Genomic DNA, 23,881 nt, shown 5'->3' with positions numbered 1-23,881 from the left:
CGCCGAGCGGACCAGCGGCATCGGCGTGGCGGACCGGAATCGGGTGATCGGTTTGTCACCATCGGTGCATGAAACTCAGCGGTCTGCGCGCTCGCCAGCAGGGCAACCTGCCCGGGGTGGTCGGGGTGGCCAGGATCGAGCGCCGCTCGGACGACGTGCTGCGCCGGGTCCGGCCCGGCGACATCGCGGTGATCGACCACGCCGACCTGGACCGGCGCACGGCTGAAGCGCTGGTCTCGGCCGGGGTGGTCGGGGTCGTCAACGCGGCGCCGTCGATCTCCGGGCGGTACCCGAACCTGGGCCCCGACGTGCTGCTGTCCGCCGGGGTCGTGCTCGTCGACGGCGTCGGTCCCGAGCTCGCGCGCCAGCTCAAGGACGGCACGAGGATCCGGCTGCACGAGGGCGGGGTGTTCGTTGGGGAGCGGGAGGTCGGCCGGGGCGCGGCGCAGGACGCCGACTCGGTCGCCGACCTGCTCATCGAGGCCAAGGCCGGGATGTCGGCGCAGCTGGAGGCGTTCTCGGCGAACACCATCGAGTTCCTGCGCAAGGAGCGGACGCTCATCCTGGACGGCATCGGTGTCCCGGAGCTGAGCACGCCGGTGGCGGACCGCCAGGTCCTCGTGCTGGCACCCGGCTACGGCCACGCCGACGACCTCAAGCGGCTGCGCAAGTACATCCGCGAGTACAAGCCGGTGCTGATCGGCGTCGAGTCCGGCGCCGACGTGCTGCGCGAGGCCGGGTACAAGCCGGACGTCATCGTGGGCGATCCGGACATCATCAGCACCGACACCCTCAAGTGCGGTGCCGAGCTGGTGATCCCGGCCCACCTGGACGGGCACGCGCCCGGGCTGGAGCGCATCCAGGACCTCGGCATCGGCGCGGTGACGTTCCCGGCCTCCGGCAACCCGGAGGACCTGGCGCTGCTGCTGGCCGACGCGCACAAGGCGAGCCTGGTGGTCACGGTCGGCTTCCACGCGACGCTGGGGGAGTTCCTGGACAGCGGGCGCTCCGGTTCCAACCCGTCGACCTTCCTGACCCGGTTGCGGATCGGTAGCAAGATCATCGACGGCCGGGCGGTGGCCGCCCTGCAGCGCAGCCGGACGCCGACCGGTGCGGTCGCGCTGCTGGTGACCTCGGTGCTGCTGGTGGTGGTCGTGGCGCTGCTGGTCTCCGGGCTGGGCACCGCGTTCGTGGAGGTGGTCGCCGACGCGGGCGACCAGGTGGCGGCTTACTTCAAGGGGTTCTTCACGTGATCTCGATGCGCTATCACATCGTGTCGATCGCCGCGGTCTTCCTGGCGCTGGCGGTCGGCGTGGTGCTCGGTTCGACCTCGATGAGCGACCGGCTGCTGGCCGGTGTCGGCGGCGAGCGGGACTCGCTGCAGTCGCAGGTCGAGCGGCTCAACGCGGAGCGCAGCGCGCTGAAGGCGCAGGTGGCGGCCTCCGCGCAGTTCGACTCCGCGGTGGCGCCGATGGCCGTGCAGGAGCAGCTGGCGCGGCGCAGCGTCGTGCTCATCAGCTCGGCGGAGGTGCCCGACCAGCAGCGGGCGGCGATGTCGCAGCTGCTGCGCGACGCGGGCGCGGAGCTGACCGGCGAGGTGCGCTTGGGCGAGGACTTCGCCGACCCGGACCGGGCCGACCAGCTGCGCCGCGTGGTGACCGAGCTGCTGCCCGCCGGGCTCCAGCTGCCCACCGCGGCCGACCCGGGCACCCTGGCCGGTGGTTTGATCGGCCCGCTGGCCCTGCTCGACCCGCAGAGCGGGCAGCCGCAGACCGGTGACCAGGAGCGGGCGGCGGCGTTCGCGGGACTGGCCGAGGGCGGCTTCGCCACCGCCTCGCCGGGCCTGCGGCCCGCGCAGCTGGCGGTGGTGCTCACCGGCGGTCGCCTCGAGGGCGACGGCGCGGGGGACGAGGCGGCCACGCTGGCCCGCTTCGCCACCCAGGTCGACCAGGCCGGGCAGGGCGCGGTGCTGGCCGGTGGGGCCGGTTCGGCCGACGGCACCGGGGCGGTCGGTGTGGCGCGGGCCGATCCGGCGATCGCGTCGAACCTGTCCACCGTGGACAACGCCGACGGCGGCTCCGGGCGGGTGGCGGTGGTGCTGGCGGTGCGTGAGCAGGCCGACCGGCAGGCCGGGCACTACGGCGTGGCGAGCAGCGCGCAGGGGCCGGTGCCGAGCGCCCGCGGGTGATCAGCCGCCCGGATGGCGGTTGACCTGGCCGTTCGGGTCTGGTTCGGCGGTGGTGGGTCTCGGTGCGCGGCCCGGCTGACGTGCGTTAGGCTGGAATTCCGTGGGAGCGACGGATCCAGCCGTCCTGCCAGTGCAGACATCCAGCCAGGCGACGGCTTGACCACGGGGAGCATTTGTTGGCGCCGCAAGCACGCACGATCAAGCACGTGTTCGTCACGGGGGGCGTGGCCTCCTCGTTGGGTAAGGGGCTCACGGCGTCCAGCCTGGGCGAACTGCTGACCTCCCGCGGCCTGCGGGTGACCATGCAGAAGCTCGACCCCTACCTGAACGTCGATCCGGGAACGATGAACCCGTTCCAGCACGGTGAGGTGTTCGTCACCGAGGACGGTGCGGAGACCGACCTCGACATCGGCCACTACGAGCGGTTCCTGGACCGCGACCTGACCCGCAACGCCAACGTGACGACCGGCCAGGTGTACTCCGCGGTTATCGCCAAGGAGCGTCGCGGCGAGTACCTGGGCGACACCGTGCAGGTCATCCCGCACATCACCGACCAGATCAAGGCGCGCATCCGGGCGATGGCCGAGCCGGACGAGGACGGCCGCACCCCCGACGTGGTGATCACCGAGGTCGGTGGCACCGTCGGCGACATCGAGTCGCTGCCGTTCCTGGAGGCCTGCCGCCAGGTGCGCCACGACGTTGGCCGGGACAACTGCTTCTTCCTGCACGTCTCGCTGGTGCCGTTCCTGGCGCCGTCGGGCGAGCTGAAGACCAAGCCCACCCAGCACTCGGTGGCCGCGCTGCGCAACATCGGCATCCAGCCCGACGCGCTGGTCTGCCGCTCCGACCGGGACCTGCCGGAGGAGCTCAAGCGCAAGATCGCACTGATGTGCGACGTCGACACCGACGGCGTGGTGGCCTGCCCGGACGCGCCGTCGATCTACGACATCCCGCGGGTGCTGCACGCCGAGGGCCTGGACGCCTACCTGGTGCGGCGGCTGGGGCTGCCGTTCCGCGACGTGGACTGGTCGGTGTGGGGCGACCTGCTGGACCGGGTGCACAACCCGTCGGAGAAGGTGCGCATCGCGCTGGTCGGCAAGTACGTGGACCTGCCCGACGCCTACCTGTCGGTCACCGAGGCGCTGCGAGCCGGTGGCTTCGCGCACCGCGCCAAGGTGGAGATCTCCTGGGTGGGCTCGGACACCTGCGAGACCGACGCCGGTGCCGCGCAGGCGCTGTCCGGGATGGACGGGGTGCTGATCCCCGGCGGCTTCGGGGTGCGCGGCATCGAGGGCAAGCTCGGTGCCATCCGCTACGCCCGCACCCACGGCATCCCGGTCCTCGGGCTGTGCCTGGGCCTGCAGTGCATGGTGATCGAGACGGCGCGGTCGCTGGCCGGACTGGAGCGGGCCAACTCCACCGAGTTCGAGGAGCCCTGCCAGCACCCGGTGATCAGCACCATGGCCGACCAGCATGACGTGATCTCCGGTGACCGGGACATGGGCGGCACCATGCGGCTGGGGTCCTACCCGGCGAAGCTGCGCGCCGAGTCGATCGTGGCCGAGGCCTACGGCTCGACCGAGGTGGCCGAGCGGCACCGGCACCGCTACGAGGTGAACAACGCCTACCGCGACCGGCTGGGCAAGGCGGGGCTGGTGTTCTCCGGCACCTCGCCGGACGGCCGGCTGGTGGAGTTCGTGGAGCTGCCGCGCGAGGAGCACCCGTTCTTCGTGGGCACCCAGGCGCACCCGGAGCTCAAGAGCCGCCCGACCCGCCCGCACCCGCTGTTCGCGGCGTTCGTCAAGGCCGCGCTGGACTACCGCGCGGCCGAGCGGCTGCCGGTCGAGCTGGAGCCGGTGGAGGAGCCCGCGCCGAGCGCATGACCAGGTGTGACGCCGGAGGTCGGGTCCGCCCGCCTCCGGCGTTCTCGCGCCGCCGCGCCGGTCGGTTCTAGGGTGTTCGGCGTGGACATGACCGAACGCGGTGTCGAGCGCACCAATGGCGAGCACGAATTCACCACCCTGGCCAGCGAGGACGTCTACGTCGGTAGGATCCTCGCGCTGCGGGCCGACGAGGTCGGGATGCCCGGCGGTGGGCACGCGCGGCGCGAGGTCGTCGAGCACCTCGGCGCGGTGGCCGTGGTCGCGATCGACGAGCAGGACCGGGTGGTGCTGCTGCACCAGTACCGCTACCCGCTGGGGCGGCGGTTGTGGGAGCTGCCGGCGGGTCTGCTGGACGTCGAGGGGGAGGCCCCGGTGCGCACCGCGCAGCGGGAGCTGGTCGAGGAGGCCGGGGTGGCGGCCGAGCAGTGGTCGGTCCTGGTCGACGTCGCGTCCTCGCCGGGGTTCACCGACGAGAGCATCCGGATCTTCCTGGCCACCGGGTTGTCCGAAGTGGACAGGCCGGAGGCGGTCGGGGACGAGGAGGCCGACCTGGTCATCCGGCGCGTGCCGTTCGACGAGGCGGTGGAGATGGTGCTGGCCGGGGAGATCGTGAACTCGCCGGCGGTGTCGGGCCTGCTGGCCGCCAAGACGGTGCGCGACGGCGGCCGGTCCGGGCGGCCGGTCGACGCGGAGTGGACGGACCGGCCGCAGCGGTTCCGCCGGCGGCAGGTCCGGTGAAGCGCCTCGAGGCGCTGCCGTCCGGGCTGCGCGAGGCGATCCGGGGCTACCTCGACCACCTCGCGGTGGAGCGCGGCACCGCGCGCAGCACGCTGGACTCCTACGCCCGGGATCTGCGCCGGTACGCCGAATTCTTGGTCGGGGCGGGCATCTCCGGGCTCGACGAGGTGCGGGCGCAGCACCTCTCCGACTTCCTGGCCGAGCTCCGGGAGGGCACCGAGGAGCGGCCGCCGCTGGCCTCGTCCTCGGCGGCGCGGGCGTTGGTGGCGGCGCGCGGGCTGCACAAGTTCGCGCACGCCGAGGGCAGGCTCGCCGTCGACGTGGCGCGCGAGGTCGCACCGCCCAGCCTGCCGAAGCGGTTACCGAAAGCGCTGTCCATCGGCGATGTCGGCGCCCTGCTCGAGCACGCGGGGGGCGACGACGCCAAGGGCCTGCGGGACCGGGCGCTACTGGAACTGCTCTACTCGACGGGGGCGCGGATCTCCGAAGCCGTGGGGCTGGACCTCGACGACGTCGACCGCACCGACCGCACCGTGCGACTCGACGGCAAGGGCGGCCGCCAGCGGCTGGTGCCGGTCGGGCGCCCCGCGCTGGAAGCGCTGGACGCGTACCTGGTGCGGGCGCGGCCCGCGTTGGTGGCGCGTGGGCGGGGCAGCGCGGCGATCTTCGTGAACTCGCGCGGCGGTCGGCTCTCCCGCCAGAGCGCGTGGAACGCGTTGAAGGCGGCAGCGCGGCGCTCCGGCATCGGCGGTGACGTTTCCCCGCACGTGCTGCGGCATTCCTTCGCCACCCACCTGATGGAGGGCGGCGCGGACGTCCGGGTGGTGCAGGAGCTGCTCGGCCACGCTTCTGTGACCACTACCCAGGTCTACACGCTGGTCACCGTGAACGCGTTGCGAGAGGTCTACGCGACGGCGCACCCGCGCGCCCACGCTTCGGGGTGAGTTGGCCGCGCTGCGCATGCGGGCGGGCCGGGTTGGCGGTAGACGTTGATCACACGGAGATCACAAGGAACTTCGGACACCCCGGCGAGGCGCGTTGCCGCTGGTAGTGAATGCCACTTAGGCTGCGGTTGATCGCCACCGGTACCCAAAAGGAGTCTGATCGCCATGTCGCTGCCGCAGCCCTCCGCCGACCGGCGGTCCCGGGGCGCGGTCGACCTGAGCATCGCCCCCGAGACGACGGGCCACGTGGAAGGCGCCGGCCTGGCGCCGAACTCCCGCGACCTCGGTCCCACCGGCCGACCGCGCAGGCACATCCCGGAACCACCGCTGCTGGACCGGCACGGCCCCGCCGCGGTCCTGGCGATGTGCAACCAGAAGGGCGGAGTGGGCAAGACCACGTCGACGATCAACCTCGGCGCATCCCTGGCGGAGTACGGACGCCGGGTGCTGCTGGTGGATTTCGATCCGCAGGGCGCGCTCTCGGTCGGCCTCGGGGTCCAGCCTCACCAACTGGATCAGACGATCTACAACGTGATCATGGAGCGGTCGGTCACCGTGCAGGACGTGGTGCGCCGCACCAGCGTCGACGGGATGGACCTGCTGCCCAGCAACATCGACCTGTCCGCGGCCGAGGTGCAGCTGGTCGCCGAGGTGGGCCGGGAGCAGACGCTGCACCGGGTGCTGCAGCCCGCGCTGGCCGACTACGACTACATCCTGGTGGACTGCCAGCCGTCGCTGGGCCTGCTGACGGTCAACGCGCTGGCCGCCGCCGACGGCGTGATCATCCCGCTGGAGTGCGAGTTCTTCAGCCTGCGCGGGGTGGCGCTGCTGATCGACACCATCGAGAAGGTGCGGGAGCGGCTGAACCCGAAGCTGGAGATCAGCGGGATACTGGCCACCATGTTCGACCCGCGCACGCTGCACTCCCGCGAGGTCATGGCGCGGGTGGTGGAGGCCTTCGGCGACGTCGTCTTCGACTCGGTGATCAACCGCACGGTCCGGTTCCCGGAGACCACGGTGGCCGGGGAGCCGATCACCAGGTGGGCGCCGCGCTCGGCGGGGGCCCAGGCGTACCGGGCGCTGGCCCGCGAGGTGATCGCCCGATGACCCGGCGGGCCGCCCTGCCGGGAGCCGCCGAACTGTTCCGTACTACTGTTCCTCGCGCGGATCACGCCGACCCGTCGGCAGCGGCTCCGGCCGCGCCCGCCCGTTCCGGGCGGTCCGGGTCGGGGCGGCGCAAGCACGATGCGAAGATCACCGTGTACGTCTCCGACGAGGAGTTGCTGGGCTTGGAGCAGGCGCGACTGGCATTGCGGGCCGACCACGGCATCGCCGTGGACCGCGGTCGGGTGGTGCGTGAAGCCGTGGCCGCGGCGCTGGCCGACCTCGACGAGCGAGGTGCCGACTCGGAGCTGGTCCGCCGGCTGCGGGAGCCCGGCGAGTGACCGAACCCGCTGCCGGGGAGGAGCAGGCACCTGGGGATCCCGGCAGCACCGGCAGGTTCACCGTCCGCCTGGACAACTTCGAGGGGCCCTTCGACCTGCTGCTGCAGCTGATCTCGCAGCACCAGCTGGACGTCACCGAGGTGGCGCTGCACAAGGTCACCGACGAGTTCATCGCCTACACCCGGGCGCTCGGCGAGCAGTGGGACCTCGACGAGACCACCGAGTTCCTGGTGGTCGCCGCGACGCTGCTCGACCTCAAGGCGGCCCGGCTGCTGCCCGCGGCCGACGTGGAGGACGAGGCGGACCTGGCGCTGCTGGAGGCCCGCGACCTGCTGTTCGCGCGGCTGCTGCAGTACCGGGCGTACAAGCAGGTGGCCGCGCTGTTCGGCGAGCTGGAGGCCGGGGCGCTGCGGCGCTACCCGCGCTCGGTGTCGCTGGAGGAGCGGTTCGAGAACCTGCTGCCGGAGGTGCGGATCGGGGTGGATCCGCAGCGCTTCGCCGAGGTCGCGGCCGCGGTGTTCCGCCCAAAGCCGCCGCCCACCGTGTCGCTGGACCACATCCACCAGCACGGCGTGTCCGTCCGCGAGCACGCGGCGCTGCTGCGGGTGCGGCTGGCGGAGAGGGGCAGCGCCACGTTCCCGGAGCTGACCTCGGACTGCGGCCACACCATCGAGCTGGTGGCCCGGTTCCTGGCGCTGCTGGAGCTCTACCGCGAGAAGGTCCTGCAGTTCGAGCAGGAGACTCCGCTGGGCGAGCTGCTCGTGCGGTGGGTGGGCGGCAGCCTGCAGCAGGCCAAGGCCGACGCCGAGGCGCAGCGCGCCAGCCACGACGAGGAGGAGTACGGATGAGCGACCCGGTGTCGACTCCAGACCCGCTCAACCGCACCTCAGGGGACCACGGAGTGAACCAGCCACGGGAAACCGCGGAAGGCGAGATCACCCCTGGACGCGACCACGGCGGTGCGGCTCGGGGAGGCGGAACGAGTGTGAGCGGCGAGTCGGAGCCGCAGGCTGCCGCCGACGAGGCGGTGGAGACCTCGGGGGCACCGGACCTCACGTCCGATCCCGCGCTCGACGCCGCGCTGGAGGCGTTGCTGCTGGTCGTCGACGTGCCCGCCGGTGAGGAGCTGCTGGCCGACACCCTGGAGCAGCCGGTGAAGCGGATCCGGGAGGCGCTGCGGCGGCTCTCCGACGGCTACGCCGAGGCCGAGCGCGGCATCGACCTGCGCCGCGTCGGCGACGGGTGGCGGTTCTACACCAGGGAGACCTACGCGCCCTACGTCGAGCGCTACCTGCTCGACGGGCAGCGCTCGAAGCTGACCCGCGCCGCGCTGGAGACGCTGGCGGTCATCGCCTACCGCCAGCCCGTGACCCGGTCACGGGTGGCGGCCGTACGGGGTGTGAACGTCGACGGCGTCATCCGTACCCTGGTAGGGCGCGGCCTGATCGAAGAGGCCGGAACCGACCCGGAGACGGGCGGCAACCTCTACTGCACGACGGAGCTGTTCCTGGAACGGCTCGGCCTGTCGTCGCTGAAGGAACTGCCGCCGCTCGCCCCATTGCTGCCCGAAGTGGATTCGATCGATGACGTCTGAACACCACCCGTCCAACGCCGCCGCCGAAGGCGTGCGCCTGCAGAAAGTGCTGTCCCAGGCCGGGGTCGCCTCGCGGCGCGCGGCCGAGGAGATGATCGTCGAAGGTCGCATCGAGGTCGACGGCGAGGTCGTCACCGAGCTGGGCCGCCGCGTCGACCCGGCGACCGCGGTGATCCACGTCGACGGCAACCGGGTGATGGTCAACGACAACCTGACCCACCTGATGCTGAACAAGCCGCGCGGCATCCTGTGCACCATGTCCGACGACAAGGGCCGCCCCTGCATCGGCGACTACCTGCGGGAGCGCGAGGGCAAGCTGTTCCACGTCGGGCGGCTGGACCAGGACACCGAGGGCCTGCTGCTGATCACCAACGACGGCGAGCTGGCCAACCGGCTGATGCACCCGTCCTACAAGGTGCGCAAGACCTACCTCGCCGAGGTCATCGGGCCGGTCCCGAAGGAGCTCGGCCAGCAGCTGCGCCAGGGCGTGGAGTTGGACGACGGCCCGGTGAAGGTGGACCGGTTCAAGGTCGTGGACACCAACCAGAACCGCGCGCTGGTGGAGATCGTGCTGCACGAGGGCCGCAAGCGCATCGTGCGCCGCCTGCTCAAGCACGTCGGCCACCCGGTGCAGCGCCTGGTGCGCACCCGCATCGGCGACGTCCGCCTGACCTCCGAGCGCCCCGGCGCGATCCGGCCGCTCAACCGCCAGGAAGTCGGCTCGCTGTACCGCATCGTCGGGATGTGACCCCCGGTCAGGCCTTCTTGGTGGTCCGGCGGACCGCCAAGCGGGCCACCGGCTCGACCACGCGGGCCGCGACCGGGCCGAGGATCGCCATCAGCAGGACGTAGGCGGTGGCCAGCGCGGCCAGTTCACCGGACACCGCGCCCGAGGACACCGCCAGTCCGGCGATCACGATGGAGAACTCGCCGCGCGCCACCAGCGCGGCACCGGCCCGCGCCCGACCCATCCGGCCCACGCCCTGCATCTGCGCGGCCACCCAGCCGGTGATGATCTTCGTCGCGGCGGTGACCAGTGCCAGCACCAGCGCCACCAGCAGCACCGGCGGAATCTCCGACGGGTCGGTGTTCAGGCCGAACACCACGAAGAACAGCGCGGCGAACAGGTCGCGCAGCGGCTCCAGCATCCGGGTCGCGTTCGCCGCGGTCGATCCGGAGATCGCGATGCCCAGCAGGAACGAGCCCACCGCGGCCGAGACCTGCAGCTCCGAGGCGATCCCGGCGACCAGCAGGGCCGAGCCGAGCAGCCGCAGCAGGAAGACCTCCGGGTCGGCGCTGTCGATCAGCGCCGAGACGTACTTGCCGAACTTCAGCGCGACCACCAGCACGAGGGTGATCACCACCAGCGACACCCCGACCGCGGTGAGCCCGCCGAGGAAGCTGACCCCGGCCAGCAGGGCGGTCAGGATCGGCAGGTAGACGGCCATCGCGAGGTCCTCGAAGACCAGGATCGACAGGATCACCGGCGTTTCCCGGTTGCCCAGTCGACCCAGGTCCCCGAGGACCTTCGCGACGATGCCGGATGAGGAGATGTAGGTGACGCCCGCCATGGTGAGCGCGCCGATCGGGCCCCAGCCCAGCATCAGCGCGACCACCGCGCCCGGCACCGCGTTCAGCGCGATGTCGATCAAACCGGCTAACCACGAGCGGCGCAGGCCGGTGACCAGCTCACCCGCGGAGTACTCCAGCCCCAGCAGGAGCAGCAGCAGGACCACGCCGATCTCGGAGGCCAGGTGGGTGAACGGTTCGATGCCGTGCAGCGGGATCAATCCACCTGTGCCGAATGCCAGCCCGCCCAGCAGGTACAACGGGATCGGCGAGATGCCGATCTTCCAGGCGAGCCTGCCGAGCAGGCCGAGACCGAAGAAAACCGCGCCGAGCTCGATCAACGAGATCGCCGTGTCGTGCACCGTGGTGTTCCTCTCGCGTGTTGCCTGCGTATGGAGTTGTTCGTGGTTCAGCACGCGTGGGACCACTGGTGGCGACGCGTGTCCCGGTCGTGGACCGGGCGGGTGTGGTGGAGCGGACCGGGGTCAGCCCTTCTCCAGGATTTCACTGGCGGCGCGCAGCCCCTTGCTGGTGCCCACGACCACGACCAGGTCGCCACCGGCGAAGGTGAAGTCCGGGCGGGGCGAGGGGTGCACGGTGCCGTCGCGGACCACCGCGACGATCGACGCCGACGTGCGGGTGCGCATCTCGGTGTCGCCGAGGGTGCGCCCGTCGTAGGGCGACCCCGGGGCGACCGGCAGCTGCCAGGTGGTGACCCCGGTGACCTCGCGCTGCTGCTCGGTGAGCTTGGCGACCAGCTGCGGGGCGCCCAGCAGGTTGGCCAACGCGCTGGTCTCGGTGGAGGTCAGGTCGACGGAGGCGGCGACCTTGTCGGGGTCCTCGTGGTCGGAGACGATCAGCTCGAACCGGCCGTCCCGGTAGGTGATGACACCGATGCGGTGGCCGGAGCGGGTGGTGAAGTCCTGCCGCGTGCCGAGTCCAGGCAGCGGGGTCACTGTTACGTCCACCCGCCCACCATATTCGGTGATCCCCGGGATTTGTCCGGTGGTTGTCCGGATCGGGACGCGATTGGGACCGGCCGCCGGGGACCAGGCAGAATGGACGGTTGATCCGGCCGTCGGCCGGGTGCGGCGACGATCAGGAGGAAATGCACGTGGCACACGCCAGGCTCCGCGGTGTGGTGGCCCTCGACGGTCCGTCGGGCACCGGCAAGTCGACGGTGTCCCGTAAGTTGGCCTCGGCACTGGGGGCGACCTACCTCGACACCGGCGCGATGTACCGCGCCGTGACGCTGGCTGTGCTGCGCGCGCGGGTCGAGCCGACGGACGAGGCCGAGGTCGTGCGGGTGGTGCGCGCGGCCGAGCTGACCATGGGCACCGACCCGGAGCGGCCCGCGGTGCTGCTCGACGGTCAGGACGTCGGTCAGGAGATCCGCGGCCCGGAGGTGACCGGGGCGGTGTCCGCGGTCTCGGCCGTCGCCGAGGTGCGGGAACTGCTGGTCGCGCAGCAGCGCCGGCTGATCGGTGCAGCGCTGGCCGAATCCGGTGGCATCGTGGTCGAGGGCCGCGACATTGGCACCGTGGTGGTGCCCGACGCCGGTTTGAAGGTCTACCTGACCGCCTCCTCGGACGCGCGCGCCCAGCGGCGCACGGCCCAGGACATTTCCGAGGGCCGGGCCGGCGACCTGGTCCGCACGCACGCCGACGTGCAGCGCCGGGACGCGTTGGACTCCGGCCGCAAGGTGGCGCCGCTGCGCAAGGCCGACGACGCGCTGGAACTGGACACCACCGACCTGGACGTGGCGGGCGTGCTGGAGCAGCTGCACAAGCACGTGGAGAGCCGCGGCCTGCTGAGCGACGGGGGGTCGGGCGCATGAGCGAACAGGCACTGCCGGAGGGCGCGTCCCCGCGGATGCACCGGTTCGGCCAGTGGATCTCGCGGCGGATCGTGCGGCTGCCGTTCCGGGTCCGCATCCACGGGGCCGAGCGGATCCCGCGCACCGGCCCGGTGGTCGTGGTGGCCAACCACAGCTCGCTGCTGGACGGGCCGCTGCTGATCGGAATGCTGCCGCGCCCCGCCGTGTTCCTCATCAAGCAGGAGATGTTCAAGGGGCCGCTGGGGTGGTTCCTGCGCCGCATCGGGCAGATCGGGGTGCGGCGCGGCGAGGCCGACCGCACGCCGCTGCTGACCGCGGTGCGGGTGCTCAAGGCGGGCGGGCTGGTCGGGGTGTTCCCCGAGGGCACCCGCGGGTCCGGCGACGTGGAGAACGCGCAGCACGGTGCGGCCTGGTTGGCGCGGGCCTCCGGGGCCCAGGTGCTGCCGGTCGCGGTCCGGGGGACGCGTCGTCCGGAGGGCCGGGGCCGTAGGCTGCTGCCCAGGATCGACGTGCTGTTCGGCGAGCCGAGGACGCTGCCCGCGGGCAAGGGCCGCACCGGCCTGGTCGTGGCGACCGAAGCGGTGCGCACCGAACTGGTCGAGCTGATCGCCGAACTGGACCGGCTGGTCGCCGACCACCGCGAAGACGATGTGAGAGGGAAACAAGCGTGACCGAGGAGTCGCAGGAAGGCCTGGACGGCACGTGGTCCGACGAGGCCGAGTGGGCCGAGTTCGACGAGGTCTCCGCGCCCGAGGACGCCGCGCCGCCGGTGCCGCAGCCGGTGCTGGCCGTGGTCGGCCGCCCCAACGTGGGCAAGTCGACGCTGGTCAACCGCCTGCTGGGCCGTCGCGAGGCCGTGGTGCAGGACACCCCCGGCGTGACCCGGGACCGGGTGGCCTACGACGCGCTGTGGAACGGCCGCCGGTTCACCGTGGTGGACACCGGCGGGTGGGAGCCCGACGCGAAGGGCCTGATGGCGTCGGTGGCCGCGCAGGCGGAGATGGCCATGCACACCGCGGACGCGGTGCTGCTGGTGGTGGACGCGCGGGTGGGTGCCACCGAGACCGAGGAAGCCGTGGCTCGGGTGCTGCGCCGGTCCAAGCGCCCGGTGCTGCTGGCCGCCAACAAGGTCGACGACCAGCGCGGTGACGCCGACGTGCACTCGCTGTGGTCGCTGGGCCTGGGCGAGCCGATGCCGATCAGCGCGCTGCACGGCCGCGGCTCCGGTGACCTGCTGGACGCCGTGCTGGCGGCGTTCCCGGAGACCCCGCGCGAGGTGTTCGGCGCGTCCGGCGGCCCCCGGCGGGTGGCGCTGGTCGGCAAGCCGAACGTGGGCAAGTCGAGCCTGCTCAACAAGCTGACCGGGGAGGAGCGGTCGGTGGTGCACGACGTCGCGGGCACCACGGTCGACCCGGTGGACTCGCTGGTCGAGCTGGACGACGAGGTGTGGCGGTTCGTCGACACCGCGGGCCTGCGCAAGCGGGTCAAGACCGCCAGCGGCACCGAGTACTACGCCTCGCTGCGCACCAAGGCCGCCATCGAGGCCGCCGAGGTCGCCATCGTGCTCATCGACGGGTCCGAGCCGCTCAGCGAGCAGGACCTGCGGGTGATCACCATGGTGGTGGAGGCCGGTCGGGCGCTGGTGATCGCCTACAACAAGTGGGACTTGGTCGACGACGACCGCCGCCGCCAGCTGGAGAAGGAGATCGACCGCGAGCTGGTCCGGGTCCGGTGGGCCGAGCGGGTCAACGTCTCGGCGCGGACCGGGCGCGCGGTGGCCAAGCTGGCCCCGACGCTGCGTACCGCGCTGGATTCGTGGGACACCCGCGTGCCCACCGGCCGGTTGAACGGCTGGCTGTCCGAGCTGGTCGCGGCCAACCCGCCGCCGGTGCGCGGCGGTCGGCAGCCGAAGATCCTGTTCGCCACCCAGGCGCAGACCCGGCCGCCGACGTTCGTGCTGTTCACCACGGGCTTCCTGGAGGCCGGGTACCGGCGCTTCCTGGAGCGCAAGCTCCGGGAGACCTTCGGGTTCGTCGGCAGCCCGGTGCGGATCTCGGTGCGGGTGCGCGAGCGCAAGGCACCCAAGGGCGGGCGCCGTTGAGCACCTCCCGCTGGCGTGGTGTGCGCGCTGCGTTCGGACCTCCCCGCTAATCTGCGTGCAACCCTTTCGGAGCAGGGAGGTGACCGGGAGGTGCAGGCGGAGGACGGCGGGGAGCCGATCCGGGTGGTGCTGGCCGACGACGAGGCCATGCTGCGGCGGGGCCTGCGGCTGCTGTTGGAGACCAGCGGCACGATCCGGGTGGTCGCCGAGGCCGCCGACGGCGACGAGCTGCTCGCCGCGGTCCGCGCCCACCGGGTGGACGTGGCCCTGATCGATGTGCAGATGCCCGGCAAGGACGGCCTGTCCGCGCTGCGGGAGCTGGTGGTGCTGCCGGACCCGCCCGTGGCGGCGGTGCTGACCACGTTCGACCTGGACGACTACGTGTCCGAGGCGCTGCGCCACGGGGCCAGCGGGTTCCTGCTCAAGGACGCCGACCCGGCGGTGCTGGTCCGGGCGGTGCACGACCTGGCTGCCGGGGGCGCGGTGCTGGACCCCCGGATCACCGCGCGGCTGCTGCCCCGGTTCCGCGGCGTGACCGACAACGCGCACGAGGTCCAGCTGGTGCGGGGGCTGTCCGCCCGGGAGCGGCAGGTGCTGGAGCTGCTGGCCGACGGTCGCTCCAACGCCGACATCGGGGTGCGGCTCGGGTTGACCGAGGCGACGGTGAAGAGCTACGTCTCGACCGTGTTGAGCAAGCTGGGCGCGCAGAACCGCGTGCAGGCCGCGCTGATCGCGCAGCGCGTCGCGGGCGTGGGCGACCGCTGGTGAGCGCTGTGCGGTGGCGCAGCATCACCGTGGAGGCGCTGGTCGTCGCGATCCCGGCTGCCGCGGTGTTGGCCGCCCCGGACCCGTTCGGCTACGCCGTGGTGTCCGGGCTGGTCACAGCGTTCCTGCTGCCGCTGCGGCGGTGGTGGCCGCGCACCACGGTGCTGCTGTGCATGCCCGCGCTGGCCGGTGGTCTCGGTTGGGCGGCGACGCTCGTGGCGCTGTTCGCGCTCGGTCGGGCCCGGCCGCAGGTCCGGTCGTTGCTCGCCTGGGTCGGGCTGGCGGCCGCGGTGGCGGCCGCCCCGGTGCTGGTCCTGCAGTCCCTGCCGGTCGGCGCGGTGCTGCTGACCCTGGCCTACGTGGTGCTGGCCGCCGGTGCGCCGGTCGTGCTGGGAGCGCTGGTGTCCGTGCGGCAGCAGCTGGCGGAGAGCCTGCGCCGGGTGGAGGCGGCCACCGCAGCGGAGCTGGAGGCCAAGGCGGAGACCGCGCGGGCCGACGAGCGGGCGCGCATCGCGCGGGAGATCCACGACGCCGTCGGCCACCACGTCACCTTGATCGCAGTGGAATCGTCCGCGCTCGGCGCGACCACCTCCGACCCCGAGGCGCGGGAGACGGCGGGTCGGCTGCGCGGGCTGGCCAAGCAGGCGCTGGACGAGATGCGCGCGACGCTCGGGCTGGGCAGCAGCTGCCGACCCGGGCTGGACACCATCCCCGAGCTGGTCGGGCAGGCCCGCGCGGCCGGGGTGGACGTGGAACTGTCCAGCGAACTCGGCGACCCCGACGTGCCACCTGCGGTGGAGCGGGCCGCCTACCGCGTGGTCCAGGAAGCCCTGACCAACGCCTCCAAGCACGCGCCCGGCGCGGTGATCAAGGTGGACCTGGCGAGCAGGTCGGGTGCGCTGCACATCATCGTCACCAACGGCGCACCGCGCGGCGGGCCCGTCGACGTGGGCAGCGGCGGGTCCGGGCTGGCCGGGCTGTCGGAACGGGTGCGGATGGCGGGCGGGCAGCTCGACGCCGGGCCCTCCACGGACGGCGGCTTCCAGCTGACTGCCGTCCTGCCGCAGAAGCGCTGAACCGTATGCTGGCCGCGCGCCCGGCAGCGATGGAACCAGTGGACTTGGGAGCGTGCATGCGTGGCATCCAACTGCCCGGTGGCGGAGAACTGCCGGTGCTGGGGCAGGGCACCTGGGGCATGGGGGAGCGGCGAGGGCAGCGGGCGGCCGAGGTGGCCGCGCTGCGCCACGGGCTGGACCTGGGCGTCGGGCTGATCGACACCGCTGAGATGTACGGCAGCGGCGGGGCGGAGGAGGTCGTCGGTGCCGCCATCGCCGGGCGCCGGGACGAGGTGTTCCTGGTCAGCAAGGTCTACCCACACAACGCGAGCCGTCGCGGCGCGGTCGAGGCCTGCGAGCGCAGCCTGCGCCGACTCGGCACCGACCACCTGGACCTGTACCTGTTGCACTGGCGTGGCAGCACGCCGCTGGTCGAGACGCTGGAGGCGTTCGAGCAGCTGCGGGCCGACGGCAAGATCAAGCGCTTCGGGGTGAGCAACTTCGACCCGGACGACGTGGACGAGCTGTTCGCCAGCGACCTCGGTCGGCAGTCGGCGACCAACCAGGTGCTCTACAACCTCACCCGGCGCGGGAACGAGGTCGACCTGCTGCCGTGGTGCCGGGAGCAGCGGCTGCCGGTGATGGCGTACTCGCCGATCGAGCAGGGCCGCCTGCTCGGCGAACCGGCGCTGCACCGGGTCGCCGAGCGCCATTCGGCGAACCCGGCGCAGGTCGCGATCGCCTGGGTGCTGGCGCAGGACGGGGTGTGCGCGATCCCGAAGGCGGCCACCCCGGAGCACGTCGAACAGAACCGCGCGGCGCTGGACGTCGAGCTGACCGCCGAGGACCTCGCCGAGCTCGACGCCGCCTTCCCCGCGCCGAAGCACCCCGTTCCGCTGGAGATCCTCTAACCGAGGGCCCGGCGGAGGAAGTCCACCTGCAGGAGCAGCAAGTTCTCGCTGGTCGTCTCGTCGGTGGGCATGTGGCTGACGCCCGGCAGCGGCAGGACCGCGTGCGGTCGCGCCGCTGCCGTCAGCGCCGCCGACAACCGCAGGGCGTGCGCCAGGACGACGTTGTCGTCCACCGTCCCGTGCACGATCAGCATCGGGCGGTCCAGCTTCGCGGCGTCGGTCAGCAGCGAGTTCGCCTCGTAGACTTCCGGGGCCTGGTTCGGGTCGCCGAGGTAGCGCTCGGTGTAGTGGGTGTCGTAGAGCCGCCAGTCCACCACCCCGGCGCCGACGACCGCGGCGTGGAAGACGTCGGGGCGGCGCAGCACCGCCAGCGCGGCGAGGTAGCCGCCGAAGGACCAGCCGCGGATCGCCACGCGGTCGAGGTCCAGCTCCGGGTGCTGCGCCGCCGCCGCGTGCAGGGCGTCGACCTGGTCCTGCAGCGGCGGGTTGGCCAGGTCGCCGGCGATGGCGCGGTCCCAGTCCGGGCCGCGCCCGGCCATGCCGCGGCCGTCGGTGACCAGCACCGCGAAGCCCTGGTCGGCGAACCACTGCGAGGTCAGGAAGCCCTGCTGGCGGGACAGCACCCGCTGCGAGTGCGGACCGCCGTAGGGGTCCAGCAGCACCGGCAGCGGGCCATCTGCGGGTTGGTAGCCGCTGGGCAGCAGCAGGGCGCTGCGCAGCTCGCGGTCGCCGAGGCGCAGCAGCTCGACGTTGAGGTCCATGCCGTGGGCCTCGGCGCGGCTGGCGATCTCGGCGACCTCCTGGCCGTCACGCCGCACCCGCACCCGGGTCCGCGGCTCCTCCAGGGTCGCGCTGGCCACCACCAGCGCATCACCGCCGCGGGTGCCGGTGTGCACGCCCGGCGTGGTGGTCAGGCGCTCGACGCCGGTCGCGGTGACGCGGTAGAGGTGCACCTGCGCTGGGTCCTGCTCCGAGCCGGAGACCAGGACGTCGTCGTCGCCGATGTCCAGGATGCCGCGGACCTGCAGCGGTGCCGAGGTCCACGGCTGGTCGCCGACGACGAGCCGGTACGCGCCGTCCTCGGCGCTGATGCGCACCAGGCGGCCGTCCGGGGTCCAGGCGGGCCAGCCGGGCTTGATCTCCACCCAGTGCGGATCGGTGTCGCGGTGCACCTCGGTGGTGCGCCCGGTGCCCGGGTCGACCGCGAGGACCAGCTGGGTGCGCTGGTCGCGGGTCTGCACGGCGATCAGCGGGCGGCCGTGCTGCGACCAGTGCGCGGTGACGAGGTACGGGAACGCCTGTTGGTCCCAGTCGACCGGGATGCGCTTGCCGTCGAGGTCGATCAGCGCGAGGGTCACCTCGGCGTTGGCCGTCCCGGCCGCGGGGTAGCGCACCGGGGTGGGCTCGCGCCCCGGGTCGTTCGGGTCGCCGAGGTACCAGGTCTGCACCGGGGACTCGTCCACCCGGGCCGCCAGCAGCCGTGATCCGTCCGGCGACCACCAGTAGCCGCGGAAGCGGCTCATCTCCTCGGCGGCGATGAACTCCGCCGCGCCCCAGGTGGTGTTCGGGCCGTCGGGTCCGGCCAGCGCCCGGTCCCCGGTGCCGTCCACGTCGATCACGCGCAGCGCGCGACCAGACACGTAGGACACCCGGCGGCCTTCGGGGTCCAGCCGCGGGTCGGCGACCGGGAGCTGCACCGGGAGCTCGCGGGTCTCGCCGGTCGCGACCACGGTGTGGAAGAGCCGACCGGACAACATGAAGACCACCGAGCTCCCCGCGCGGTCGGCGGCGTAGCCGGTGATGCCACCGGCGCGTTCCCGCGCGCGCTCGCGGCGGGCCTGCTCCTCCGGGGACACCTCGTCGTTGTCCAGCAGCGCCGCCGGATCGGCCAGCAAGCGTTCCTGACCGGTCGCGGTGTCCAGCACCCACAGGGCGTTCCGGGGATCGGTGCCGGCGGCCGAGCGCAGGAAGAGCACCGCCGCACCATTGGCGGTGGCGGTGAAGTTCCGGGGAGCGCCCAGGGTGAAGCCCTGCGTGCGGGCGCTGCGGCGGGGGAATGACGCGGACGACATGGATCCAGCCTGCCATTCGCGGTGCGCCGCGGTGCGAGCAGGCTCCGATCTGCCACGCGGACGGATTATTCGCCGGTGTGTCGGGCAGGGGTGCGGCTCGGCGTCGAACCTACCTTCGAGGCGAATCTGCAAGGACCGCAGCGGCTTCGGGGTTCGCACCGACGCCGCCGAGACGGATGAGACCTGCCATGTACCTGTCGCTGGTGGTGCCGTGCTTCAACGAGGAGCGCGGCCTGCAACGGTTCCACGACGCGCTGGTCGCAGCGCTGTCCGAGCACGTCCGGGACTACGAGGTGGTCCTGGTGGACGACGGCAGCACCGACCGGACGCTGCGCGAGGCCCGCCGGTTGGCGGCGGCGAACCCGCGCTTCCGCTACGTGTCGCTGAGCCGCAACTTCGGGAAGGAACCGGCGATGCTCTGCGGGCTGCGGCACGCCCGCGGCGACCGGGTGGCGCTGCTGGACGCCGACCTGCAGCACCCGCCGGAGCTGCTGCGCCGGATGTTGCCGCTGCTGGACTCGGGTTACGACCAGGTCGTCGCGCGCCGCACCAGGAGCGGGGAGCGGCGTTGGCGGTCGCTGCCGGCCCGGGCCTACTACCGCGCGGCGCGTCGGTTCACCGGCGTCCGGATCCCGGACGGTGCAGGGGATTTCCGCGTGCTGTCGCGGCGCGCAGTGGACGCCGTGCTGGCGTTGCCGGAGCACCACCGGTTCTCCAAGGGGCTGTTCGCCTGGATCGGTTTCGGCACCGCCTACGTGTCCTTCCGCGACGTGCCGCGGCGGTCCGGTCGTTCGAAGTGGACGCTCGGCGCGCTGGTCGACCACGGGGTCGACGGGCTGACCGCGTTCAACGCCAAGCCGCTCCGGGGCTCGATCTACCTGGGCGCGCTGGTGGCCCTCGCGGCGGTCGGCTGGGTGGTCCACGCGACCTGTCAGGCCATTGTGGACGGTGCATGGCCGTCGGTCGGCGTGGCGCTGCTGGTCGGGTTGACCGGGATGGGCGGCCTGCAGCTGTGCTTCCTCGGGGTGCTCGGGGAGTACCTGGGGCGCTGCTACTCCGAGGCCAAGCGCCGACCGCACTACCTGGTCAAGGAGCGCAGCCCGGAGCTGGGCGCGGATGTCGAGGCGCGCCGGTTGCGGCCCGCCGAGCTGGTGTCGTGATGCGGTGCGGGGCGCAGCTCGGGCGGTTCGCCCTGGTCGGCGGGGCGAACACGACCGTGCACTGCGCGGTCTACTTCGCGCTGTTCGCGCTGCTGCCGTACCTGGTGGCGCACGTGGTCGCGACCGCGGCGGCCACGCTGTGCTCCTACCTGCTCAACTGCCGGTTCACCTTCGCCGTTCCGGTCAGAACCCACACCCTACTGGTGTTCCCGCTGGCGAACCTGGTGCTGGTCGGGCTGAGCACGGTGGCGGTGGCTGGTGCGGTCGCGGTCGGGGTGGATCCGGTGCTGGCGCCGCTCGTCGGGGGTGCTGCCGTGCTGCCCGCGACCTTCTTCGCCAGCCGCGCGGTGCTGACCTCGCGGCGCGGCACGCCCCGCGGCGACTGGCCGGTCGCGGCCGGTGTCGGTGCGGTGGTCGTGGTGCTGGGCCAGCTCCCGCTGCTGGTCAACCCGTCGTTCTACTTCTGGGACGACAGCGCGGCGCAGTTCCTGCCGATGTGGCACCGGTTGGGCGAACGGCTGCTGGCCGGGGAGTGGCCGTTGGCGCTGGACCTGGACGCGTGGATGGGCGGGAACCTGGCCGCCGAGGCGCTGTTCGGGATCTGGAACCCGGTGCACCTGCTGGACTTCCTGCTGGTGGTGTGGATCGGTGACCTCGCGGTCGCCGCAGCTGTGGTGAAGACGCAGTTCCTCGCCATCCTCGGGGTGGGCGCGTTCCTGCTCTGCCGCAGCTACGGCGCGACCCGCGGCGTCGCTTCGGTGCTCGGTGCGGCACTGCCGGTGTCCGGGTTCGTGCTGTACTTCCAGGCTGGTTCGTGGGCGGGCGCGCTCATGGGGTTCGCCTGGGTGCCGTGGTCTTGGTGGGCGTTGCGCTGCACCGACCGGGTTCCGGCCGTCGTGGCCTGGCTGCTGTGCTTCCTGTGCGCCTCGGCCGGTGATCCCTACAGCGTGCTGGCGTTGTGCCTGGTGTTCGTCGGGTTGCTGGTCGAGGGCGGCCGGAGCCGGGTGCGGTTGGTGCTGCTGGGCGTCGCGGTGGCCGCTGCGCTGCCGCTGGTCTACGGGCCGGTGCTGACGGCGTCGGAGGTGGGGTGGCGGTCCGGGTACGCGTTCTTCAACGTCGGCCAGCTCGTTCCCGGCGTCGGTGATCTGCTCAACGCCAGCCTGCCGTCGTTCCTCCCGCAGGTCCCCACGTTCGGCACGTTCCGGATGTCGGTGCCCGGCACCTACTTCGCCTGGTTCGCGGTGCCGTTGCTGGCCTGGCTGGACTGGCGCGCCCTCCGGTGGCGGAGCTGTGGGGGTGCAGTGGTGGTGGCGGGTTGCTCCTTCCTGCTCTGCCTGGGTCCGTCGAACCTGTGGCTGTTCCGCTGGCCGTTGCGCAACGTCGTGGTGCTGCACCTGGCCGTCGCCGTCCTGCTCGCCGTCGCGCTCTCCGGTGGGCTGCGCACCGACCGCTTCAAGCTGAGGTTGTCGGTCTCGGCCGGTTCGATGTTGGTGGCCGGGTACCTGGCGGTCGCCGCATGGCCTGCGCAGGCACCCAAGCACCTCGTGTCGCTGCTCGTGGTGGGGGTCCTGCTCCTGCTCGTGCTGCGCACCCGGATGCACGTCGCGGTGCTGCACCTGGGCACGGCGTGCGTGTTGGCGTTGCAGGTGCTGTGGTTCCCGGTCAACCGCGATGTCGCGGCCTACAACTTCCCGACGGACGTGGGCGAGTTGCGTGCGCAGTTCGCACCGCTGAGCACCGGCACCGTCGTCCAGGTCGCCGATCGCGGGTTGATCCCGCCCGCGCAGATCGCGTCCCGGCAGGCGTGGTCGCAGCTGTTGTTCGGCAACATGCCCGCGGCGGCGGGGATGGCGAACCTGGTGTCCTACACCGGGATCGGGTACGACGCCCTGCACACCAAGCTGTGCCTGAACTACTTCGGTGCGACCTGCCCGCACGCCTACGACCGGTTGTGGGGGCCCGACCGGCTGGCCGATCAGCTCCGGGCTGAGCACGTCGTGGTGCAGCGCCGGTTGCGCGAGGTGGCGGAGGCTCCGGGCGGGTGGCGCATCGCGCGGCGCGACCCGGAAGTCGTCGTGCTCAGCCGGGAAGTTCCCATCAGCTGGCCGGAAGGCCGGTTGGGTGCGGCGCGCGATGTGCGGGTACTCGACGACGTGCAGCACGGGCAGGCCCGGGAGACCGTGCGATTCGCCGGTGCGGGGCAGCGGGCCGAGCTCGTGTTCGCCCGCCTCGCCTGGCCCGGCTACCAGGCCGAGGTGGATGGCCGCCCGGTGCCGGTCGGGGCGACCGGGGCTGGGCTGCTCCGGGTAGGACTGCCGAGCTCGTCGAACGGCGTGCTCGAACTGTCCTGGAGTCCGCCCGGCTCCGCCTGGCACCTCGCGCTGCTGGGGGTCGGCGCGGCGATGGCCGCAGTCCTCTCCGCGGGACCGCTGAGGGGGTCGAGATGAGAGCGGCCGCCTTCGTCGTCGCGGTGCTGCTCGTGCTGCTGGCCACGCCGGTCGCCGCGGACCCGGGGCGTTCGCACCTCCAGGTGGTGGCGCACCCGGACGACGACATCCTGTTCATGAACCCGGACCTGGCGATGTCGGTGCGGTCCGGCGCCGAGGTGACCACGGTGTTCCTGACGGCCGGTGAGAGCGATGTGCGCCCGGTGGCGCAGTACGCCGCGAAGCGGCAGGCGGGGGCGCGAGCCGCGTTCGCGGTGATGGCCGGGGTCGCCGACGACTGGCGCCGCGGGGTGCTGCGGATCGGTGGTCGGGAGGTCGAGGTGCAGGAATTGCGGGCCCGGCCGGGCATCCGGTTGGTCTTCCTGAACCTGCCCGACGACAACGACCCGGCCGCCAGCGGCGGCAGGCACGCGCTCACGCGGCTCTGGCAGGAGCCGACCACCCGGGTCGCCACGCTGCGTCCGGACGGTGCCGCGGTGGCAATCGCCGAGCACGACCGGGCTTCGCTCATCGGGCTGCTGACCGCTCTCCTCCGGCGGTTCACGCCCGACATCGTCCGCACCCACGATCCCGAGCCCGACCCCCGCCACCAGCCGCAGTGGGGCGCCCACCACAACCACCCGGACCACGTGATGACCGCGCGGTTCACCGAGATCGCGGTGCGCGCGATCCGGGCGCACCTCGTGCACTACCGCGACTACGACATCGCCGACGCTCCACCGAACCTGCCGCCGGAAGTGGTGGCGGACAAGCGGGCGATCTTCGATCACTACGCCCGGCACGATCCCGTGGTGAGCCTCGACGAGCCGTACGCGACATGGCTGCGGAGCATGCGGCAGCGCTGGCCGCGCGGTGCGAGCTGGGCCGCGACCGACCGCAGCGGGCGGGAAGTGCACGTCTTCGTGCGCGGTGACCGGTTGCTCACGGGCTCGGGAGCGGAGGAATCCGCAGTGGCCACACCGGGCTTCGTTCCGCGCTCGCCAGTGCTCGCGGACGCGCGCACGATCGTCGTGCAGGACCGGCGCACCGGTGGGATCTTCCTGCGGGAGAACGGGAAACCGTGGCTCGCGCTCGGTGCTCCCCGCGCGGCCGAGCAGCGGACGCACGTGGGTCCACCAGCGGCTGCCGTGGTTCCCGGTGGACGAGTGGTGGTCGCGGTGAAGAACCCCGCG

21 protein-coding genes and 1 pseudogene are annotated in these 23,881 nt (G+C 72.5%); 19 read left to right on the top strand and 3 right to left on the bottom strand.

Annotated elements, in window-relative coordinates; genetic code table 11:
• Positions 1-68: 68 nt before the first annotated feature.
• The 10 genes from steA (at position 69) to ABT324_RS11405 (ending at position 9,540) form a co-directional block, all read left to right on the top strand.
• The gene (steA, locus tag ABT324_RS11450) at positions 69-1,253 is read left to right on the top strand and encodes a putative cytokinetic ring protein SteA (RefSeq protein WP_351175114.1); all 1,185 of its coding nucleotides are present in this window, start codon (positions 69-71) and stop codon (positions 1,251-1,253) included.
• Positions 1,250-2,188: a copper transporter gene (locus tag ABT324_RS11445; protein ID WP_351175112.1), complete on the top strand. Its 939-nt coding sequence runs from the start codon at positions 1,250-1,252 to the stop codon at positions 2,186-2,188. Before steA ends, ABT324_RS11445 begins: the two co-directional genes overlap by 4 nt.
• A gap of 176 nt (positions 2,189-2,364) precedes the next feature.
• Entirely contained in the window at positions 2,365-4,071 is a 1,707-nt protein-coding gene (gene pyrG, locus ABT324_RS11440; RefSeq protein ID WP_351175110.1) for a CTP synthase, read from the top strand.
• An 87-nt stretch (positions 4,072-4,158) separates the two neighbouring features.
• Positions 4,159-4,809 carry an NUDIX domain-containing protein gene (locus tag ABT324_RS11435; protein ID WP_351175130.1) on the top strand — a complete coding sequence of 217 codons (651 nt, stop codon included), beginning with the start codon at positions 4,159-4,161 and terminating at the stop codon, positions 4,807-4,809.
• Positions 4,806-5,753 (top strand): site-specific tyrosine recombinase XerD, encoded by a 948-nt coding sequence (gene xerD / locus ABT324_RS11430; protein ID WP_351175108.1) that lies wholly within the window; start codon positions 4,806-4,808, stop codon positions 5,751-5,753. The genes ABT324_RS11435 and xerD overlap by 4 nt, the downstream gene beginning before the upstream one ends.
• Before the next feature lie 165 nt (positions 5,754-5,918).
• Positions 5,919-6,860, top strand: coding sequence for a ParA family protein (locus tag ABT324_RS11425; RefSeq protein ID WP_351175106.1), 942 nt, complete (start codon positions 5,919-5,921; stop codon positions 6,858-6,860).
• Entirely contained in the window at positions 6,857-7,198 is a 342-nt protein-coding gene (locus ABT324_RS11420; protein WP_351175104.1) for a hypothetical protein, read from the top strand. The genes ABT324_RS11425 and ABT324_RS11420 overlap by 4 nt, the downstream gene beginning before the upstream one ends.
• On the top strand, positions 7,195-8,046 hold the full coding sequence (locus ABT324_RS11415) for a segregation and condensation protein A (protein ID WP_351175102.1): 852 nt from the start codon (positions 7,195-7,197) through the stop codon (positions 8,044-8,046). Before ABT324_RS11420 ends, ABT324_RS11415 begins: the two co-directional genes overlap by 4 nt.
• Positions 8,043-8,792 carry an SMC-Scp complex subunit ScpB gene (scpB, locus tag ABT324_RS11410; protein ID WP_502949725.1) on the top strand — a complete coding sequence of 250 codons (750 nt, stop codon included), beginning with the start codon at positions 8,043-8,045 and terminating at the stop codon, positions 8,790-8,792. The genes ABT324_RS11415 and scpB overlap by 4 nt, the downstream gene beginning before the upstream one ends.
• Positions 8,782-9,540, top strand: a complete 759-nt coding sequence (locus tag ABT324_RS11405) for a pseudouridine synthase (protein ID WP_351175098.1) — start codon at positions 8,782-8,784, stop codon at positions 9,538-9,540. Before scpB ends, ABT324_RS11405 begins: the two co-directional genes overlap by 11 nt.
• A gap of 7 nt (positions 9,541-9,547) precedes the next feature.
• On the opposite strand, the gene ABT324_RS11400 is transcribed toward ABT324_RS11405, so the two are convergent.
• Both ABT324_RS11400 and ABT324_RS11395 read right to left on the bottom strand, forming a co-directional pair.
• A complete protein-coding gene (locus ABT324_RS11400) occupies positions 9,548-10,723 on the bottom strand; it encodes a cation:proton antiporter (RefSeq protein ID WP_351175096.1) in 1,176 nt (391 codons plus the stop codon).
• A 123-nt stretch (positions 10,724-10,846) separates the two neighbouring features.
• Positions 10,847-11,329: a cation:proton antiporter regulatory subunit gene (locus ABT324_RS11395; RefSeq protein ID WP_351175094.1), complete on the bottom strand. Its 483-nt coding sequence runs from the start codon at positions 11,327-11,329 to the stop codon at positions 10,847-10,849.
• A 140-nt stretch (positions 11,330-11,469) separates the two neighbouring features.
• Here ABT324_RS11395 and cmk point away from each other — a divergent pair, with 140 nt between their 5' ends.
• From cmk to ABT324_RS11365, 6 genes are all read left to right on the top strand, one after another.
• Positions 11,470-12,198, top strand: coding sequence for a (d)CMP kinase (cmk, locus tag ABT324_RS11390; protein ID WP_351175092.1), 729 nt, complete (start codon positions 11,470-11,472; stop codon positions 12,196-12,198).
• On the top strand, positions 12,195-12,869 hold the full coding sequence (locus ABT324_RS11385) for a lysophospholipid acyltransferase family protein (protein ID WP_351175090.1): 675 nt from the start codon (positions 12,195-12,197) through the stop codon (positions 12,867-12,869). Before cmk ends, ABT324_RS11385 begins: the two co-directional genes overlap by 4 nt.
• Positions 12,866-14,299: a ribosome biogenesis GTPase Der gene (gene der / locus ABT324_RS11380; protein ID WP_351175088.1), complete on the top strand. Its 1,434-nt coding sequence runs from the start codon at positions 12,866-12,868 to the stop codon at positions 14,297-14,299. Before ABT324_RS11385 ends, der begins: the two co-directional genes overlap by 4 nt.
• A gap of 90 nt (positions 14,300-14,389) precedes the next feature.
• Positions 14,390-15,067 carry a response regulator gene (locus ABT324_RS11375; RefSeq protein ID WP_351175086.1) on the top strand — a complete coding sequence of 226 codons (678 nt, stop codon included), beginning with the start codon at positions 14,390-14,392 and terminating at the stop codon, positions 15,065-15,067.
• Positions 15,064-16,140 carry a sensor histidine kinase gene (locus ABT324_RS11370; RefSeq protein ID WP_351175084.1) on the top strand — a complete coding sequence of 359 codons (1,077 nt, stop codon included), beginning with the start codon at positions 15,064-15,066 and terminating at the stop codon, positions 16,138-16,140. The genes ABT324_RS11375 and ABT324_RS11370 overlap by 4 nt, the downstream gene beginning before the upstream one ends.
• A gap of 56 nt (positions 16,141-16,196) precedes the next feature.
• Entirely contained in the window at positions 16,197-17,030 is an 834-nt protein-coding gene (locus ABT324_RS11365) for an aldo/keto reductase (protein ID WP_351175082.1), read from the top strand.
• Here the strand turns inward: ABT324_RS11365 and ABT324_RS11360 are convergent.
• Positions 17,027-19,102, bottom strand: a complete 2,076-nt coding sequence (locus ABT324_RS11360) for a S9 family peptidase (RefSeq protein ID WP_351175080.1) — start codon at positions 19,100-19,102, stop codon at positions 17,027-17,029. The two genes, ABT324_RS11365 and ABT324_RS11360, sit on opposite strands and share 4 nt — an antisense overlap.
• Before the next feature lie 188 nt (positions 19,103-19,290).
• Between ABT324_RS11360 and ABT324_RS11355 the strand changes: the two genes are divergently transcribed.
• The 3 genes and pseudogenes from ABT324_RS11355 to ABT324_RS11345 all read left to right on the top strand — a co-directional run.
• Entirely contained in the window at positions 19,291-20,262 is a 972-nt protein-coding gene (locus tag ABT324_RS11355; protein ID WP_351175078.1) for a glycosyltransferase family 2 protein, read from the top strand.
• The gene (locus ABT324_RS11350; protein WP_351175077.1) at positions 20,262-22,709 is read left to right on the top strand and encodes a GtrA family protein; all 2,448 of its coding nucleotides are present in this window, start codon (positions 20,262-20,264) and stop codon (positions 22,707-22,709) included. Before ABT324_RS11355 ends, ABT324_RS11350 begins: the two co-directional genes overlap by 1 nt.
• Positions 22,706-23,356, top strand: a pseudogene (locus ABT324_RS11345) (PIG-L family deacetylase); the annotation flags it as partial. The gene ABT324_RS11350 and the pseudogene ABT324_RS11345, both read left to right, overlap by 4 nt.
• Positions 23,357-23,881 lie beyond the last annotated feature (525 nt).

The organism is Saccharopolyspora sp. NPDC000359, from assembly GCF_040300525.1.
Lineage (GTDB): Bacteria > Actinomycetota > Actinomycetes > Mycobacteriales > Pseudonocardiaceae > Saccharopolyspora.
Note: the sequence above shows the minus strand (reverse complement) of the source record. Positions and strands in the feature narration are given on the sequence as shown.